Source organism: Bradyrhizobium lablabi, assembly GCF_001440475.1.
Classification (GTDB): domain Bacteria; phylum Pseudomonadota; class Alphaproteobacteria; order Rhizobiales; family Xanthobacteraceae; genus Bradyrhizobium; species Bradyrhizobium lablabi.
This window is the reverse complement of record NZ_LLYB01000058.1, coordinates 52597-67031: the sequence shown is the minus strand read 5'-3', so window position 1 is coordinate 67031 and position 14435 is coordinate 52597. Positions and strand designations below refer to the sequence as shown.

Annotated in this window: 13 protein-coding genes; 9 read left to right on the top strand and 4 right to left on the bottom strand. The window is 63.9% G+C overall.

Annotation, left to right across the window (positions count from 1 at the left end; translation table 11 throughout):
* Positions 1–105: 105 nt before the first annotated feature.
* Positions 106–1461 carry a 3-carboxy-cis,cis-muconate cycloisomerase gene (locus CQ14_RS12515; protein ID WP_057858181.1) on the bottom strand — a complete coding sequence of 452 codons (1356 nt, stop codon included), beginning with the start codon at positions 1459–1461 and terminating at the stop codon, positions 106–108.
* 156 nt (positions 1462–1617) lie between these two features.
* On the opposite strand from CQ14_RS12515, the gene CQ14_RS12510 reads away from it, so the two are divergent.
* The 9 genes from CQ14_RS12510 (at position 1618) to CQ14_RS12470 (ending at position 9090) form a co-directional block, all read left to right on the top strand.
* On the top strand, positions 1618–2064 hold the full coding sequence (locus CQ14_RS12510) for an SRPBCC family protein (protein ID WP_057837317.1): 447 nt from the start codon (positions 1618–1620) through the stop codon (positions 2062–2064).
* 193 nt (positions 2065–2257) lie between these two features.
* Positions 2258–2737, top strand: coding sequence for a (2Fe-2S)-binding protein (locus tag CQ14_RS12505; protein ID WP_057858206.1), 480 nt, complete (start codon positions 2258–2260; stop codon positions 2735–2737).
* Between the two features lie 36 nt (positions 2738–2773).
* Entirely contained in the window at positions 2774–3577 is an 804-nt protein-coding gene (locus CQ14_RS12500; protein ID WP_057858180.1) for an FAD binding domain-containing protein, read from the top strand.
* Positions 3578–3621: 44 nt separating this feature from the next.
* Positions 3622–4530 carry an AAA family ATPase gene (locus tag CQ14_RS12495; protein ID WP_057858179.1) on the top strand — a complete coding sequence of 303 codons (909 nt, stop codon included), beginning with the start codon at positions 3622–3624 and terminating at the stop codon, positions 4528–4530.
* A gap of 45 nt (positions 4531–4575) precedes the next feature.
* The gene (locus tag CQ14_RS12490; RefSeq protein ID WP_057858178.1) at positions 4576–5781 is read left to right on the top strand and encodes a vWA domain-containing protein; all 1206 of its coding nucleotides are present in this window, start codon (positions 4576–4578) and stop codon (positions 5779–5781) included.
* A gap of 13 nt (positions 5782–5794) precedes the next feature.
* Complete coding sequence (locus CQ14_RS12485) at positions 5795–6124, top strand: XdhC family protein (RefSeq protein WP_025589337.1); 330 nt, start codon at positions 5795–5797, stop codon at positions 6122–6124.
* A complete protein-coding gene (locus CQ14_RS12480) occupies positions 6121–6837 on the top strand; it encodes an XdhC family protein (RefSeq protein ID WP_057858177.1) in 717 nt (238 codons plus the stop codon). The genes CQ14_RS12485 and CQ14_RS12480 overlap by 4 nt, the downstream gene beginning before the upstream one ends.
* Entirely contained in the window at positions 6834–8438 is a 1605-nt protein-coding gene (locus CQ14_RS12475; RefSeq protein WP_057858176.1) for an NTP transferase domain-containing protein, read from the top strand. The genes CQ14_RS12480 and CQ14_RS12475 overlap by 4 nt, the downstream gene beginning before the upstream one ends.
* Positions 8439–8700: 262 nt before the next feature.
* Complete coding sequence (locus CQ14_RS12470; protein WP_057858205.1) at positions 8701–9090, top strand: DUF4189 domain-containing protein; 390 nt, start codon at positions 8701–8703, stop codon at positions 9088–9090.
* A 124-nt stretch (positions 9091–9214) separates the two neighbouring features.
* Here CQ14_RS12470 and CQ14_RS12465 read toward each other — a convergent pair whose 3' ends face one another.
* The 3 genes from CQ14_RS12465 to CQ14_RS12455 all read right to left on the bottom strand — a co-directional run.
* On the bottom strand, positions 9215–11416 hold the full coding sequence (locus CQ14_RS12465) for a peroxidase family protein (RefSeq protein WP_057858175.1): 2202 nt from the start codon (positions 11414–11416) through the stop codon (positions 9215–9217).
* 287 nt (positions 11417–11703) lie between these two features.
* Positions 11704–12897 carry a methyl acetate hydrolase AcmB gene (gene acmB / locus CQ14_RS12460; protein ID WP_057858174.1) on the bottom strand — a complete coding sequence of 398 codons (1194 nt, stop codon included), beginning with the start codon at positions 12895–12897 and terminating at the stop codon, positions 11704–11706.
* Between the two features lie 127 nt (positions 12898–13024).
* Positions 13025–14435, bottom strand: a 1411-nt coding sequence (locus CQ14_RS12455) for a flavin-containing monooxygenase (RefSeq protein ID WP_245320314.1), incomplete at its 5' end; no start/stop codon positions are given.

The window sequence follows — 14435 nt, the reverse complement described above, 5'->3', positions numbered from 1 at the left end:
GTGAGTTCGGTTACAATTGGATATCCTCGGGCATCGGGAAGCCCGCACCAACGAGTTCGATTTATGAGGTGCGCGCGCGATCTCCAGCGACTGGTTGTGCCGGACCTAGTCTTCATCGAGTGAGGCGAGCAGCCGGTCGATCAGCGCCTGCGAGGCGCCCTGATAGGCCATCGGCTCGAACAGTTTTGCAATCTCATCGGCGCCGAGTTGTGCTGTGACCCTGGCATCCCCGCACAGCACATCGCGCAGATGCTTCTTGTCCTTGACCGCCTTCTTGCTGGCCGCCTCGACCAGATGATGCGCATCGCTCTTGCCGATCTTTTCGGCGAGTGCCATCGCCACCGCTTCGGCCATGATCAGCCCGTCCGTCGCGTCGAGGTTTTTGCGCATGCGCGCGGCGTCGACTTCCAGCCCTTCGGCGATATCGACGACCGCCGCCAGCGCCCCCGAGGTGACCAGCAGCAGCGTCGGCAGGGTCGGCCATTCCGCGTGCCAGGGGCCGGCGCTTCGCTCGTGGTCCTGCACCTGTGCGGCAAAGACCGTCGCAGCCAGATTCGGCGCCATGGTCGCCGCGGCAAGCGCGCTCGCGGCCGCGACCGGATTGCGCTTGTGCGGCATGGTGGAAGAGCCGCCGCGGCCTTCGCCCGAGGGTTCGAAGGCTTCGCCGACATCGGTCTGCATCATCAGCGACACGTCGCGCGCGATCTTGCCGCAGGTGCCGGCAACAATCGCAAACACGCCCGCGGCTTCCGCGATGCGGTCGCGGTGGGTGTGCCAGGGCGCGTCTGGTAGCGGCAGCTTCAGCTCTTCGGCAAGTCTTTCCGCGACCGCCAATCCCTTGTCGCCGAGCGCCGCAAGCGTGCCGGCTGCGCCGCCGAATTGCAGCGCGAGCGTCTCGCTCCGCAGCCGCTGCAGCCGTCCCTTCGAGCGATGCAGTGCCGCGGCATACTCCGCGAGCTTCAGCCCGAACGGCATCGGCAGCGCATGCTGCAGCCAGGTGCGGGCGACCACGGGCGTGTTGCGGTGCTGTTGTGCCAGCTTGGCAAAGCCTTTGATCGCGCGACCGATGTCCGGCAGCAGCGCGTCGATGCCGGCGCGAAGGCCGAGCATGGCACCGGTATCGATGACATCCTGGCTGGTCGCGCCCCAATGGACATACCGCGCCGCCACGGCGTGCGTTTTGGCGACATTGGCGGTCAGCGCCTTGACGAGGGGGATGGCAAGGTTGCCGGCCCTGGCTGCGGCATCCGCCAGCGCGGCGATGTCGAATGATTCGGCCCGGCACGCATTCGTGATCGGCCCGGCGGCATCAGCCGGGATCACCCCGGCCGCGGCCTCGGCGCGCGCCAGCGCCGCCTCGAAATCCAGCATGTTCTGCAGGCTTGCCACATCGTCGCAGACCGCGCGCATCGCGGCGCTCGACAACATCGGAGCCAGAAGAGGGGAAAGGGATGTGCTCATCTCTGTGCGACCTAACCATCCCGGCCTGTCAAAGCCAATGCTCTTGTCGGCAAGCACTTGTTGCACTTGCGAAGATGCATCGCTCATCGCCCTTCCTTTTGGCCCGGGCGTGCTTTACTTGGGGGAGATCAGGTAAGCGACCCAGGAGGCACCCCCATGGCCATGACAATGAATGGCGAAGTCCAGCTTGCGGCATCGCGCGAGGCCGTGTGGGCCAAGCTCAATGATCCGGAAGTGCTGAAGGCCTGCATCCCCGGCTGCGAGGAGCTGGAAAAGACTGAGGATAACGGCTTCCGCGCCACCGCCAAGATGAAGGTCGGGCCGGTGTCCGCCCGCTTCAAGGGCAAGGTCATGCTGAGCGATCTCGACCCGCCCAACGGCTACAAGATATCCGGCGAAGGCGAGGGCGGCGTCGCCGGCTTCGCCAAGGGAGGCGCCACGGTGGCGCTCACCGAAAAGGATGGTGGCACGCTGCTCAGCTATAATGTCGAGGCGCAGATCGGCGGCAAGCTGGCCCAGCTCGGACAGCGCCTGATCAACGGCGCGGCCAAGAAGCTGGCCGACGAATTCTTCACCAATTTCGGCAAGGCCGTGCAGGGCTGATCAAAGGCTGATTCTCGCGAATCCGATCCCGTGAGCCCTGTCCGATAGCCCCGCCAAGTCACCCAGGCCATGCCCCAAACGAGGGGCTCCCGAGGTTGCTCATTACCGGGATGGCCCATATTATGGGCTTTGGAATGACTATAAATCACCTGCGTTGCCGGTATATCCGGCGGTGCAGCCCAAGAGAGTGCTGATGGCCAAGATTTCCCTGATCGTGAACGGTAACCCCGTAAACGCCAATGTCGATTCCCGTACCCTGCTGGTCCAGTTTCTGCGGGAAAATCTCCGGCTGACGGGCACCCATGTCGGCTGCGACACCTCGCAGTGCGGCGCCTGTGTCGTCCATCTCGACGGCAAGGCAGTGAAGTCCTGCACCACGCTCGCGGTCATGGCCGACGGCCATGAAGTCCGCACCATCGAGGGCCTGGCCGCCGACGGCGCGCCGCTGCATCCGATGCAGGAAGCCTTCCGCGAGCATCACGGCCTGCAGTGCGGCTTTTGCACCCCCGGCATGATCATGACCGCGGTCGATCTGGTCAACCGCAAGGGCCACGATCTGTCGGACCATGTCATCCGCGAGGAACTCGAAGGTAATCTGTGCCGCTGCACCGGCTATCAGAACATCGTGACTTCGATCGCCGCCGGCGCCAAGGCGATGGCCAAATCCGCTTAATCGATTTTCATCGCGAATAGCGATCAGGAAGTTCTCATGTACGAATTCAAATATCATCGTCCGGCGACCGTGCGGCAGGCTGCCAATCTCCTGGTGAAGAATGAAGACGCCAAGGTGATCGCCGGCGGCCACACGCTGGTCCCGGTCATGAAGCAGCGGCTCGCCAGCCCGCCGCATCTGGTCGACCTCTCCCACATCGAAGGGCTCGACACGATCGAGATGAAGGGCCGCTCGCTGGTGATCGGCGCCACCGCCAAGCATGCCAGTGTCGCGACATCGCCGATCGTCGGTGAGGCCATCCCCGCGCTCGCCGAACTTGCCGGCGGAATCGGCGATCCCGCGGTGCGCCACAAGGGCACGATCGGCGGTTCGCTCGCCAATAACGATCCCACCGCGGATTATCCGGCGGCCGTGCTCGCGCTCGGCGCCACCATCGTCACCAACAAGCGCCGCCTCAAGGCGGAGGAATTCTTCCAGGGCCTGTTCTCGACCGCGCTGGAAAACGACGAGATCATCACCAAGGTGATGTTCCCGCTGCCGAAGAAGGCGGCCTATATCAAGTTCCGCAACCAGGCCTCGCGTTATGCGCTGGTCGGTGTGTTCGTCGCCAAGCGTCCGTCGGACGTACGCGTCGCCGTCACCGGCGCGGGCTCGGATGGCGTGTTCCGCGCCACCGCGTTCGAGGAAGCCTTGAAGAAGCGCTTCTCGCATAAGGTGCTCGACGGGGTTTCGGCCTCGGCCGAGGGGCTGAACAGCGATCTGCACGGCAGCGCCGAATATCGCGCGCACCTGATCGGCGTGCTGACGCGGCGCGCCGTCGAAGCGGCGACGGCGAAGTAAGTTTTGCCGATCTTATCAAGGCTTGTTGTCCCAAGGCTCGTCCCATGAGTGCATCGGCGCTACCGAAATCCGTCGATGGGATGCTCGAGCTCCTGACCTCGCGCGGCTATCTGGCCGAGCGGTCGCTGGCGACGGTGACCTATCTCTCGCTGCGCATGGGCCGGCCGCTGTTTCTCGAAGGCGAGGCCGGCGTCGGCAAGACCGAGATCGCAAAGGTTCTGTCGGCGGCGCTCGGCCGCAAGCTGATTCGTCTGCAATGCTATGAAGGCCTCGACGTTGCCTCCGCCGTCTATGAGTGGAGCAGCGCGGCGCAGATGATCGCGATTCGCCTCGCGGAAGCCGCCGGCGATACCGATCGCGAGCAATTGTCCTCGGACATCTTTGCCGAGCGCTTTCTGATCAAACGCCCGCTGTTGCAGGCGCTGGAGCCTGACGTCGCCGGCGCGCCGGTGCTCTTGATCGACGAGCTCGACCGCGCCGACGAGGCGTTCGAGGCTTACTTGCTGGAAATCCTCAGCGACTTCCAGGTCACGATCCCCGAATTCGGCACAATCAAGGCGCCGCAGCCGCCGATCGTCATCATCACCTCGAACCGCACCCGCGAGATCCACGACGCGCTGAAGCGCCGCTGTCTCTATCACTGGGTTGATTATCCCGACGCCGAGCGCGAGCTTGCGATCGTCAAGTCGCGCGTGCCGGGCATTTCCGCGAAACTGTCGCAGCAGGTCGTGAGTTTCGTGCAGGCGCTGCGCGACCAGGACTTCTACAAGTCGCCGGGCGTCGCCGAGACCATCGACTGGGCCACCGCGCTGACCGAGCTCGACGCCCGCTCGCTGACGCCGCAACTGGTCGGCGACACGCTGGGCGCGCTGCTCAAGTACCAGGACGACATCGCGCGGATGCAGGGCGACACGCTGCAGAAGGTTTTGAAGGAAGCGACGAGCGAGAATTAGCTCGCGCATCGCGCACCCCGGAGTGACGGGGAGGTTAGTTGCACCATGACTAACATCGATCATCTCAATCCGCCGACCGGGCATATGGCCGACAACGTCATCGGCTTTGCCCGCGCGTTGCGCGCCGCCGGCATCCCCGTCGGTCCCGGCGCGGTCATCGACGCCCTCAACGCGCTGCAGGTGATCGAGATCGGCAACCGCGGCGACGTCTACACCACGCTGGAAGCGATCTTCGTCAAGCGCCACGAGCACGCGCTGATCTTTGCCCAGGCCTTCGACCTGTTCTTCCGCGCGGCCGAGGACTGGAAGCACATGCTGGATTCGGTGCCGCTGCCGGACCACGCCAAGAAGAAGCCGCCGCCGGCCTCGCGCCGCGTGCAGGAGGCGCTGGCGCAGCCCTCGATGCGCGACGAGACGCAGGAAGTGCAGCAGCAGGAACTGAAGCTGTCGGTCTCCGACAAGGAGATACTGCAGAAAAAAGATTTTGCGCAGATGAGCGCGGCGGAGATCGCCGAGGTCACCCGCGCCATCGCCAACATGAAGCTGCCGCAGGCGGAATTGCGCACCCGCCGCTATCAGCCGGATGCCAAGGGCCTGCGCCTCGACATGCGCCGCACCTTGCGCAGCAGTCTTCGCACCGGCGGCGAGATCATCGACATAAGAAAGCTCGGCCGGATCGAGAAGCCGGCGCCGATCGTGGCGCTGCTCGATATATCGGGATCGATGAGCGAATATACCCGCCTGTTCCTGCATTTCCTCCATGCCATCACCGACGCCCGCAAGCGCGTCTCCGTGTTCCTGTTCGGCACGCGGCTGACCAATGTGACGCGGGCGCTGCGGGCCAAGGATCCCGACGAGGCGCTGGCGAGCTGTTCGTCCTCGGTCGAGGACTGGGCCGGCGGCACCCGCATCGCAACCTCGCTGCACTCCTTCAACAAATTGTGGGGCCGCCGCGTGCTGGGGCAGGGCGCCATCGTGCTCCTGATATCAGACGGGCTGGAGCGGGAGGCCGACGCCAAGCTCGCCTTCGAGATGGACCGGCTGCACCGGTCCTGCCGCCGCCTGATCTGGCTCAATCCATTGCTGCGCTACAGCGGGTTCGAGGCCAAGGCGCAGGGCATCAAAATGATGCTGCCCCACGTTGACGAATTCCGCCCGGTGCATAACTTGACGTCGATGGAAGGGCTGATCGAGGCGCTTTCGGCGCCGCCGCCGCCCCACCACATCAGCCGCATCCGATCGGCAGCCTGAAGGAGGGTCTCCCATGCTCAACCGCGACGAAGACATTCTGCAGGCCGCCGAGAACTGGCAGAAGGCGGGCCACGGGGTGGCGCTGGCGACCGTGGTCGAGACCTGGGGCTCGGCCCCGCGGCCGGCCGGCTCCAGCCTCGTCATCAACGATGACGGCACGTTTCTGGGCTCGGTCTCCGGCGGCTGCGTCGAGGGCGCTGTCGTCACCGAGGCGCTCGACGTGATCGCCAGCGGCAAGCCAAAAATGCTCGAATTCGGCGTCGCCGACGAGACCGCCTGGAATGTCGGTCTGTCCTGCGGCGGCACCATCCGCGTCTTCGTCGAGAAGGTGGGCCAGTCGTGAAGCTCGAAACCCTCACACAGGTCAACGCCGAGCGCGCTGCGCGCCGCCCGGTCATTGTCGTCACTGACGTGGCCAACGGCGACCAGCGGCTGGTGAAGGCCAAGGATATCGCGACCGATCCGCTCAGCGCCGAGCTTTCAAAGCAGCTCCGCATGGGCAAGAGCGGCACAATCGAGTCCGGCGGCAAGAAACTGTTCCTGAACGTCTACGCGCCGACCGCGCGGCTCGTGATCGTCGGCGCGGTTCATATCAGCCAGGCACTCGCGCCACTGGCGCGTTCGCTCGATTACGACGTGACGGTGGTCGATCCACGCACCGCCTTTGCCAGCCCCGAACGTTTCCCCGACGTGCCGCTGATCGCCGAATGGCCCGATGTGGCGCTACCGCCGCTCAACGTCGATCATTACACCGCGTTCGTCGCCGTGACGCATGATCCCAAGATCGACGATCCGGCGCTGCTGCACGCCTTCGAGCGCGACTGCTTCTATATCGGCGCGCTCGGCTCGCGAAAAACCCATGCCAAGCGCGCCGAGCGGCTGAAGGCGCAGGGCGCCTCCGACGCCGACATCGCGCGCATCCATGCGCCGATCGGGCTTTCGATCGGCGCGGTGTCGCCGTCGGAGATCGCGGTCGCGATCATGGCCGAGATCACCGCCGAGCTGCGGCTGCCCAAGGAAGGCGAAAAGCAAACCGCGAAGGTCCAGGCGGCATGAAGTTCGGTCCCGCCAGTCCGGCCGACGCGATTGGCGGCGTCACCGTGCATACGCTCCGGCAGGGTTCGCTGGTGCTCAAGAAGGGCACCACGATCGGGCCCGCCGAGGTCGAGGCGCTCAACAAGGCCGGCGTCAAGGAAATCGTCGTGGTGCGGCTGGAAGCGGGCGACGTCTCAGAAGACGAGGCCGCCGCCAGCATTGCGCAGGCGGTTGCGGGCGAGGGCGTCAATGTCGAGCGCGCCTTCACCGGCCGCGCCAATCTGTTCGCGGCGCAAGCCGGCGTGCTGGTGGTGGATCGCGCTGCGGTCGACCGCATCAACGGCGTCGATGAAGCCATCACCTTTGCGACGCTCTCCGCCTTCAAGCCGGTCGTCGAAGGCGAGATGATCGCGACGGTAAAGCTCATTCCGTTCGGCGTCGAAGGCAAGCTGCGCGACGCCGCCGTCAAGGTTGCGGGCAAGGACACGCTGCGCATTGCGCCTTATGTCATCAAGCGCGTCGGCGTGGTCTCGACGCTGCTGCCGGGCCTTGCGACGAAAGTCATCGACAAGACCTTGCGCGTGACCGCGGAGCGGCTGGCGCCGGCTGGCGCCAGCATTATTGCCGAACGTCGCGTGCCGCATGACGAGGCAGCGCTGGCTGCCTCGATCAAGGAATTGCTCGGCCTCGGCGCCGAGCTTGTGATCGTGTTCGGTGCGTCCGCGATCGCCGACCGCCGCGACGTGATCCCGGCGGCAATCACCGAGATCGGCGGCGCCATCGAACATTTCGGCATGCCGGTCGATCCCGGCAATCTCTTGCTGATCGGCAGCGCCGGTGGCGTGCCGGTGCTGGGCGCGCCGGGCTGCGCGCGCTCGCCGGTCGAAAACGGTTTTGACTGGGTCTTGATGCGGCTGCTCGCCGGGCTGAAGGTCACGCGCACTGAGCTGACCGGCATGGGCGTCGGCGGCCTGTTGATGGAAATCGTCACGCGGCCGCAGCCGCGCACCAACCTCGAGGGCGAGGCCAACCGCAACGTCACCGCCATCGTGCTCGCCGCCGGCCGCTCGACGCGAATGGGCGGTCCCAACAAGCTGCTTGCCGAAATCGACGGCAAAAAACTGGTGCGGATCGTCGCCGAGCAGGCGCTGGCCTCGAAGGCGATGGATGTGGTCGTCGTCACCGGCCATCAGGCCGAACTGGTCGAGCAGGCCCTGGCAGGGCTGAATGTAAAATTCGTCCGCAATCCCGATTTCGCCGGTGGGCTGGCGTCCTCCGTCAAGGCCGGCATCGCTTCGGTGCCCGAAAATGCCGACGGCGCCATCGTCTGCCTAGGCGACATGCCGTTGATATCAGCCAAGCTGATCGACCAGCTGATCGAAACCTTCGCGCCGGACCGCGGCCACCTGATTGCCGTCCCCGTCAGCGACGGCCGCCGCGGCAATCCCGTGCTGTGGTCGCGCCGCTTCTTTAAAGAATTGATGACGCTCGACGGCGACGTCGGTGCCCGTCACCTGATCGCCAAGCACGCCGAGGCGGTCGCCGAAGTTCCGGTCGACGGCCAGAGTGCGTTTCTCGATATCGATACGCCCCAAGCGCTGGAAGCTGCGCGCAGGGGGTAGGGCACTCACCGCCGCCGTCCCGGCCTTGAGAGATCGTAGGGTGGGCAAAGCGAAGCGTGCCCACGATCTCTCTCATTGCCGCTCCCGCCAGACCTCATCCTGAGGAGCCGCGTAGCGGCGTCTCGAAGGATGAATGGCACCGGCCGGGCCACATGGTTCGACACGCGCTTCGCGCTCCTCACCATGAGGGTTTAACACCGTTCACCAACTGGAAACTCCCCGCGGCTAGATTCTCCCCATTACCTCGGGGGAGGGGATTTTGATCGTCTCGACCGTCGCGGCACAGCGCCGCGCGTTGTTCGTTGTTGCATTGACGCTGCTACTGGCCGTTTTCAGCACCATCACCAAGGCATGGGCCGCCGGCGCGCTGGCGGTCGGCAAATGCGGTGCCTATGGCCAGGCCTATGATTATGCCGCCGAAGCCGACGCGCGCTCGGCCGCGCTGAAGCAATGCAAGGGCAACTGCACCGCCATTGCGATGAAACGCGCCTGCGCGGCCCTTGCCGTCGACATGACCAATCCCTGCGGCGCCCACGGCTATGCCGTGAAGCCCAGGATTTCGAGCTCGCTCAACGCCGCGACCAAAAAGTGCTACGAATTCGGCGGCAAGGAGTGCGTGATCCGCGCCTGGGCCTGCGACGCCAAGGGGTAAATCTGCTTTCGCGATTCCGCGGGCGCGCGTCAGCGCGAACTATCCGTCCGCGCTCGGTTCTCATCCATTGCCAACACTGATGGTGCCCGCACCCAGGCGCCGAGCGCCCGGGTGCGGAAGCGGATCAATGCTGCGGTCTGGTCAGGAGGGAATCCTGACCCGTGACGGCGTCATTCGACACGGCCGCCATGATCTGACCGGGATCGCCGCGGCCAGAACTGCCGGCCAGATACTGGTTCAGCAGCGCAAAGCTCCGGTTTGCCAGGGACGATGCGGTCGAGCCGTTCGCATGCGGGATGGCAGAACCGTGACCTGCGGGCTCCCCTGTGCCCGTGCCGGTCGCTGGCGTCTGACCACTGGTGACCGAGTCGCGAAACTGGCCCCACCATCCAAAGCCCTGACCACCATGCGGTGCGGTCGTTCCACCGCTGGCAATCCAGTTGTAATGGTGCAATTCATTCGGCTTCACGCCGACCAGGTCGATGGTCTCGTTGCCGACCTGCAACAATGTTCCCCCGTGATGGTCAGATGATTTCCTGACATAGGCATCGCTCCCCAGTTGCAGCTTGTCCTCACCCGGATCGAAGTCAGTGATGGTTACGGTGTTGTGTCTTCCCTTGATGTCGTCAAGGTTAATCACGAAGGTGTCGGCCCCATCACCACCGGTCATCGTCATGTGGCCGCTCGCCGCCACCAACGTGTCATCGAGATCCCCGCCGGTCAGGGTATCCTTGCCCGCCGATCCGACCACGAGTTGCGCCATGCCGTCGGCGGCCTCTTCTCCAGTCGGGTCTACGCCGCCGAGGGTGCCGCTGTGCCGCTCGGTGGCGACGAAAGCATCGGCCTGCATTGCCGTGGTATCGGTGTTGCGCAGGATCAGGTCCGACAGGGTGGTGCTCTTGATCTCCTTCAGGGTTGCCTTGTCGAAGTTCTGGTTCTCGAAATAGTACCGATCGCCGTCGCGCAAGGCCGCGAACTGATCGCCGATGATCTTGCCGAAGGTTGGTCCGATGATCGCGCCTTCAGCATGATCCTCCGCCAAGCCACCAGCCCACAAATCGACAGCATCGATATCGCCATAGGCCTTCTCGAACGCCGCCGCCGTCTCCGGATCGGAGCTCAGCTGATCGAAGCTGGTGTAGGGCGCAAGCCCCAGCGCCTCCCGGGTCTGATTCAGCGTACCCAAGCCAAGATCATGGCCGCGCTGAATATTGATCGCCGCCAGATCCATACCGTCAGGGGGATCGACCAGGAGGTTACGCAAGCCGTCGACAATGTGGGCGTCCAGCAGGTTAGCCAGGTCTCCTGCCAGATGCCGAAGCAAGCCGTCGGCTCCCGTAGCCGCGAAGACCTCCGGCTTTTCAAAGAACGATTCCGCCAGCGTCTGCTCCGACGTGAAGGCACCTAGATTGCTGATTGCGCTGATTTCGTCGGAGACGATCGAGTGACCAAAGCGAAACGCGGCGCCCGCAAACTCTTCGGTGATCCGCGGGTCCACCGTGGGGTTATAGCCGTGATACGGCTTGATCGCGTTCTCGCCCAACAGATGCGGCAGCCACTCGTTATAGGTGATGTTGACCATCTCGGCCGTAGTGATGGCCTTGGCCGTCTCGTACAATTTGTCGCCGCTCCAGTTCGGATGTTCCTCGTGCAGGCGATCGACCTGATAATTGTGCTCGCGCACGAACAGGACCTGCAAGGCGGTCAGGTCGGGGTTTTCCTGCGCCCGCACGTCGCCGGCCGCAAAGGCGGGGCCCTGAGGGCTATCGACAATGGGCAGATTGTCGCCTTCAGACATCTTCATATGACCGTCGGCCGTCCGCAGGCTCGCTGCGGTGGCAGCGTCGGATCCGTATATCTGTGATCCATCCAGCCAGCCCGTGACCGTATTGATGGCGGTTGCGGGCTTCCCGGGAACACCGGTCGCAGGATCGATAGCTACCCGCGTCAACGGGATGGGGCTGCCGGGCGTCAGAAACGGATCATCATCCGGAACTGTGATCGAGATATCAGTGGTTGTGGCGTTCTTCTGCAGATCCAGGTCGTGATCGATGAACTGGCCCCACGCATACATCATGCCTGATAGCGCGACGCCGTTGTCATCAGTCAAATGCGGGCCGTCCTCGCCGGCGTCCTCCTGCGCAACGACAATGTTGCTGATTGTGCGGGGGTTTGGCCCCGGCGTCATTTCATTGAACCCATCGGCGAAATTCGCCGGCCCCACCCGAGTAAAGTCGGTGTTGGCCTGGTTCAAGGTGGGATCGGCAAGATTGTTGTTGGAGCCGTCGATGGTTCGGAAATCGAGGGTACGGAATTTCAGTGCCATGGCTCACCCTCCCTGTAGAGTGTATGGCCCCAGCTCCTGGTTGTATTGACCGCCTCTTGCCAGCCCATGAAATGGCGCTTTCATGAATCATTGTGATTGTTGCGTGACTGTTGAGGGACGGCATGCGGGCTTTTCGGAGGCGGGCGCGAGCTGCGAACTTTTGTCAGGGTCATTCGTGCTTGCGCGAGTGCGGCATCCCCGACGGACGAGGTCGCAAACATTCGACTTCGATCGGGAAGCGGGAGGCCGCACCACTGAGCGAAAATTTTGGCCGGACGCCTCGAAGCCTAGCCCGCCTTTCGCAGCTTCAGGCTGTCGTAGAACGCGGTTTCGAAGTTCATGTAACCGACGAACGAAGCCGGATCGCCGAAGGGCAGAATTTGTGTGGCCCAGAATCCGCCAAACCCATTCGCCCGGTCGATCCAGTAGAAGAGATTGGCGAGGCCGGCCCAGCCGAGCGCGCCGGCTGGACGTCCGGTAGGCGCCTGCTGGTCGTTGATCATGAACGTCAGCGCCCAGGATTTTGACTGTCCCGGAAAGAACTCCGCGTCGTTGGACAGCGAGGGGATGACACCCGGAAGCGCCGTCACCTTCTTGTCACCCAGATGGTTCTGCGCCGCCATGCGGACGGTCTCGGGCTTCAGCACGCGGCCATTCTCGCCGGCACCATCGTTGAGCCACATGCGAATGAAGCGCATGTAATCGCCGACGGTGGCGTAAAGGCCATGGCCGCCCATGTGAACTTCCGGATTGGCGGGAAGCTCGAAGTCCATTGGCGTGAGCGAGCCGTCGGCGCCGCGTGCATGCACCCCGGCCAGCTTTGCGCGCATCGCCGCGGTCAGCTCGAAGGTCGTGTCCTTCATTCCGAGCGGTTCGAAGATGCGCGCCTTGAACACCTCGCCGAGCCGCTTTTCGGTGATGGCCTCGACGATCTGACCGCACCAGTCGATATTGGTTCCGTATTCCCACTTGTCGCCGGGGTCGAACAGCAGCGGGGTCATCAGCGACGCCTTGGAAGAAGTGATGACACTGGGCTGGCCCTTCTCCTGCGCCAGGCGATTGTAGGTCTGGCTGAAAAAGTCGTAACCAAAGCCTGCGGTGTGAACCATCAGCATGCGCGTGGTCACTTCGCGTTTCGGCGGGCGTAACTTCGGTTCGCCCTTGGCATCGAAGCCGTCGATCACCTGCAGCTTGCCGATGTCGGGCGCGTAGCTCTTCGCGGGCGCATCGAGATCGAGCTCGCCCTGTTCGACGAGCTGCAGGATCGCTGTGCCGGTGATCGCCTTGGTGGTCGAGAAGATGGCGAAGACGCTGTCCGTCGTCATTTCGGCCGCCTGATCGAGGCGGCGCTTGCCGGCCGCGCCTTCGTAGATGTTGCGATGCCGGTCCGTGACCATCGCGACCACGCCGGGGACGCGCGGGCTTGACGTAACGACCCCGTCGAGAACGGCGTTTGCCGCCGTATTAAAACCAGTGCTCATCGTTTCCTCCGCTTTTCGAGTGAATGCTTTCGAGAGATGCATCGCGCCGCCTGGAGCGCGCGGCCGGCCGCACGCGACCGCAAGCGATCGCGCGCACCGTTGTCACGACGCCTTCGCGGCGCCGCGCTCATTGCATGGTGAAGCCCGGGTAGCCGTTCGCGGCGACCTCGTTGCATTTCTGGTGATAGGTGCCTACACCGCCGGTGTAGGACAGCACCCGCCGCGGCTTGCCCTCGACGTTCGAGCCGAGATACCAGGAGCTGGTCTTGGCAATGAGTGTCGCATTGGCGGTCTCATCGTGATGCGCCACCCATTGATCTTCCGCATCCTTTGTCGGCTCGATGACTTTCAGATTCCTGCTGCGCAGGTATTTGATGCAGTCGTCGATCCACTCGACCTGTTTCTGCAGGCACGTTGTCATATTGCACAGGGCGGCCGAGGGAGCGAGCGGCACCGCAGTCGTGAACAGATTCGGGTAGCCGTGAATTTGCAGACCCATGGTGGTGCGGATATCTGCGCTCCATTCGTCCTTCAACGCCCTGCCGTCGCGGCCGCGGATGTCGATGCGCGTCAACGCACCTGTTCCGGCGTCGAACCCGGTGGCCAGAATGATGATGTCCAGCTCGTGGACCGTCCCGTCCGCCGTCTGCAGCCCGGCAGGGGTCACGCGCTCGATCGGATTGTCCCGGACGCCGACGATCTCGACATTGGGTCTATGAAAGGTCTCCAGGAAACGCTGCTCCAGCGGCACGCGATGCGTTCCGAACCCGTAGTCGGACGCGGACGGAATCAGCAGTTCGCACAGCTTCGGATCCTTCAGCCGCGCGCGCATTTTCTCGCGCACGAATTCGGATACCTGCCGGTTGACCTCGTCGTCGAAGAACATCTCGCCGAAGGAGGCGAGCCACAGCTTCAGGGAACCGTCTTCCCAGCATGCTTCAAGGACCTCGCGGCGGCGCTCGGGCGTGAGATCGGCCCAGGCATGCTCGAAATCATACTCGAAGCCGGTGAACGTACTCGGCAGCTGCTTGGTGAAGAACTGGAAGCGCGCCTTGTAGGCATCGACATCGGCAGCGCTATATTTGGGGTTTTTCATCGGGATGATGTATTGCGGCGTGCGGATGAAGACCTTCAGATGGCCGGCATCGCCGGCGATCGTCTGGATGACCTGGATGCCGGTTGCTCCATTGCCCACCACGCCGACGCGCTTGCCGGCAAGATCGACGCCTTCCTTGGGCCAGCGCGCCGTATGGAACAGCTCGCCCTTGAATGTCTCTTGCCCCGGAAACCGCGACGTGAGTGGCGCCGAGAGCATGCCGCAGCAGGTGATGAGGAATTGGGCGTCGATCGCCTCGCCGGTGTTGGTCAACACCGTCCAGCGCTGCGTCGCCTCGTTGAAATGCGCGCGCTCGACGGTCGTGTCGAACTGGATATCCTTGCGGAGATCGAGGCGGTCGGCGACGTAGTTCAGCCAGCGTTCGATTTCGGGCTGACCGGGGAATTTCTCGCTCCAGCTCCATCCCTTGTAGAGCTCTTCG

Bases quoted from the DNA above. Each gene is read 5' to 3' on its own strand.
- CQ14_RS12515 (WP_057858181.1), bottom strand. From the start codon at position 1,461: ATGAGCACATCCCTTTCCCCTCTTCTGGCTCCGATGTTGTCGAGCGCC.
- CQ14_RS12510 (WP_057837317.1), top strand. From the start codon at position 1,618: ATGGCCATGACAATGAATGGCGAAGTCCAGCTTGCGGCATCGCGCGAG.
- CQ14_RS12505 (WP_057858206.1), top strand. From the start codon at position 2,258: ATGGCCAAGATTTCCCTGATCGTGAACGGTAACCCCGTAAACGCCAAT.
- CQ14_RS12500 (WP_057858180.1), top strand. From the start codon at position 2,774: ATGTACGAATTCAAATATCATCGTCCGGCGACCGTGCGGCAGGCTGCC.
- CQ14_RS12495 (WP_057858179.1), top strand. From the start codon at position 3,622: ATGAGTGCATCGGCGCTACCGAAATCCGTCGATGGGATGCTCGAGCTC.
- CQ14_RS12490 (WP_057858178.1), top strand. From the start codon at position 4,576: ATGACTAACATCGATCATCTCAATCCGCCGACCGGGCATATGGCCGAC.
- CQ14_RS12485 (WP_025589337.1), top strand. From the start codon at position 5,795: ATGCTCAACCGCGACGAAGACATTCTGCAGGCCGCCGAGAACTGGCAG.
- CQ14_RS12475 (WP_057858176.1), top strand. From the start codon at position 6,834: ATGAAGTTCGGTCCCGCCAGTCCGGCCGACGCGATTGGCGGCGTCACC.
- CQ14_RS12465 (WP_057858175.1), bottom strand. From the start codon at position 11,416: ATGGCACTGAAATTCCGTACCCTCGATTTCCGAACCATCGACGGCTCC.
- acmB (WP_057858174.1), bottom strand. From the start codon at position 12,897: ATGAGCACTGGTTTTAATACGGCGGCAAACGCCGTTCTCGACGGGGTC.